This window comes from Saccharopolyspora sp., from assembly GCF_017434145.1.
Classification (GTDB): domain Bacteria; phylum Actinomycetota; class Actinomycetes; order Mycobacteriales; family Pseudonocardiaceae; genus Saccharopolyspora_C; species Saccharopolyspora_C galaxeae.
Window position 1 is genome coordinate 1 of sequence record NZ_JAFRFW010000338.1, and the last position, 2427, is coordinate 2427.

Below are 2427 nucleotides of genomic sequence, written 5' to 3' on the forward strand. Positions count from 1 at the left end.
GCCAGGTCCCGCAGCGAGCGTTCGGCCAGCGCCAGCCGCGCGCCCGCGCTGCGCGCCGCACCGTAGGGAAGTTCCTCCCGAGCCTGCACCTGGTGCGCGGCGTCGGCGATCACCATGCGCAGCCGGTGGCGTCCGAGTTCCACTCCGGCGTACTGCCCGGCGGACGGGTTCAGCGTCAGCAGCGCGGTCGGGCGGCCGCGCCGGTTCTGCGGTCGCCCTTCCTCCTGCACGACGGTACCGCGCCGCAGGAGTCCACTGAGGATGATCGACAGCGTGGTGCGGGAAAGTCCGCTGTGCTCGGCGATCTCCGCCCGGCTCAGTCGCCCGTGCCTGCGCAGGCAGTCCAGCACCCGCTCCGCGTTGCTCTGGCGCAACCGGTGCAGCGCGGTGGGCGGGGTGGCGGCATCGCTCATGGCAGCGCAGCTTACTCCGGCGGCGCGAATTACGACAACGGCTCGTCATTAATGCGCACTGGTTCTGACGGAGCATTGACGGAATTCGGGGCCGCTGCGAAGCTGCCTCGCAACCCACCCGCCTGCCCGGAGCGGAGATGACGGAATGTCGGCCTCCCCAAGCACTTCCGCGAGTTCGTCCGGCGCCGCGGCGCGCTCGGTGTTCTTCTTCGGCGCCTTCGGCGGCATCCTCGCCGGGTACGACCAGGGCATCGCAGCGGGCGCGCTGCTGTTCATCAAGCGGGAGATGAATCTGTCGCCCTGGCTGCAAGGGCTGGTGGTCAGCTCGCTGATGCTGGGCGCCATCGCGGGCAGCATCGTCGCGGGCAGCTTGGCCGAGCGCTGGGGGCGGCGCGGCGTGCTGCAGGTGGCGGCGGTTGTCTTCGGCGTCGCTGCGCTCGGCATGGCATTCGCGCCGAACGTCGGTGTCCTGGTCGGCGCGCGCGTGCTGGGCGGACTGGCGGTGGGAATCGCCTCGGTGGTGGTACCGACGTACCTCTCGGAACTGGCGCCGACGCGCAACCGCGGCGGCATCGCCACGCTGAACCAGCTGATGATCGCGATCGGCATCTTCGCGGCGTACCTGGCGAGCTTCCTGCTCTCGCCGTGGGCGGCCTGGCGCTGGATGGTCGGCATCGCCCTGCTGCCCTCGGCGCTGCTGCTCTACGGCGTCTGGCGCTCACCGGAAACGCCGCGCTGGCTGGTCTCGCGCGGCCGCATCGACGAGGCACGCAGGGTGCTGGCCCGCCAGCTCGGCCCGGCCGAGGCCGACGAGGTCGTCGCCGACGTGCAGCGCGCGGTCGAATCCGGCAAGAGCGAACAACGCGCGGGACGGTGGCGCGAGCTGTTCGCACCCGCGATGCGCAAGCCGCTGCTGATCGCGGTCGGGCTCGCGCTGTTGCAGCAGCTCATCGGGATCAACACGATCGTCTACTACGCGCCGACGATCCTGCACGCGGCCGGTTTCGGCGACAGCGCCTCGCTGCTCAACAGCGTCGGACTCGGCGCACTGTCCATTGTGACCACACTGGTGACGGTGCGGGTGGTGGACCGGTTCGGGCGCCGCCGCCTGCTGCTGGCCGGCGGCGCGGTGATGCTGCTGAGCATGGCGGTGCTGGCGGTGCTGTTCGGCTTCGCGCTGCTGGAAAGCCTCGCCGGATCGGTCGGTGCGCTGCTGTGCCTGGCGGTGTTCAAGGTCGCGTACTCGCTGAGCTGGGGTCCGCTGATGTGGGTGCTGCTGCCCGAGCAGTTCCCGCTGCGGGTGCGCTCGGTCGGCGTCGGCGCGGGTTCGTTCGTGAACTGGTCCGCGAACCTCGCGGTCTCGCAGCTGTTCCCGGTGCTGCTGGTGTTCGGCGCGGGCGCGGTGTTCGGGATCTTCGCCGGGTTCGCGGCGGTGGCAATCGTGTTCACGGTCTTGTGCGTGCGGGAGACGACGAACCGCAGCCTCGAGGAGCTCGAACTGTCCGGAACCGGCCGGTGAGGCGGTTTCGCGGAGCGGCTGGTCGCCGCTCGCGAACCACCCCAGGGCGGTTCACGCAGCTCGCGATGCCAGACCGCGCAGCCGCCGCGCCGAACGCGAACCGGGATCGGCCGTGATCAGCACGACTTCCTGATCGTCTTCGGGAACGAGCAGCACGTCGCAGTTCAACCGCAGCTCACCCGCCACCGGATGGTCGACGATCTTGGTCCGGTGCCCGGGGGCGTGCACCGGACGGGTCTCCCAGATGCACCGGAACTCCTCGCGTCCCGCGTCGAGTTCGGCCAGCAGGGCGGCGAGGGACGGGTCGTGCGGGTAGCGGTCCGCCGCCCGGCGCAGCCGGGCGACCACGATGTCGCCGAACTCCGCTGAGCCGGAACTCTCGTGCAGCCGTCCGCCGCCGAGGAAGCGGCGCCGGGCCAGGTTCGCCGCATCGCCGGGATCTCCGCCGAGCAGTTCCCGCGCCAGCGGGTTCCAGCTGACGACCCCGTAACCGGC

At 71.1% G+C, this 2427-nt stretch carries 2 protein-coding genes and 1 pseudogene; 1 reads left to right on the forward strand and 2 read right to left on the reverse strand.

Annotation, left to right across the window (positions count from 1 at the left end):
* On the reverse strand, positions 1–413 hold a 413-nt coding region (locus tag IJH84_RS09415), incomplete at its 3' end, for a helix-turn-helix domain-containing protein (protein ID WP_295142797.1).
* A 145-nt stretch (positions 414–558) separates the two neighbouring features.
* Between IJH84_RS09415 and IJH84_RS09420 the strand changes: the two genes are divergently transcribed.
* Positions 559–1932 (forward strand): sugar porter family MFS transporter, encoded by a 1374-nt coding sequence (locus tag IJH84_RS09420; protein ID WP_295142800.1) that lies wholly within the window; start codon positions 559–561, stop codon positions 1930–1932.
* Between the two features lie 51 nt (positions 1933–1983).
* Here IJH84_RS09420 and IJH84_RS09425 read toward each other — a convergent pair.
* Positions 1984–2427: pseudogene (locus IJH84_RS09425) on the reverse strand (transcriptional regulator); the annotation flags it as partial.

Excerpts from the sequence above, each read along its gene's own strand:
- IJH84_RS09420 (WP_295142800.1), top strand. The coding sequence starts at position 559 with ATGTCGGCCTCCCCAAGCACTTCCGCGAGTTCGTCCGGCGCCGCGGCG.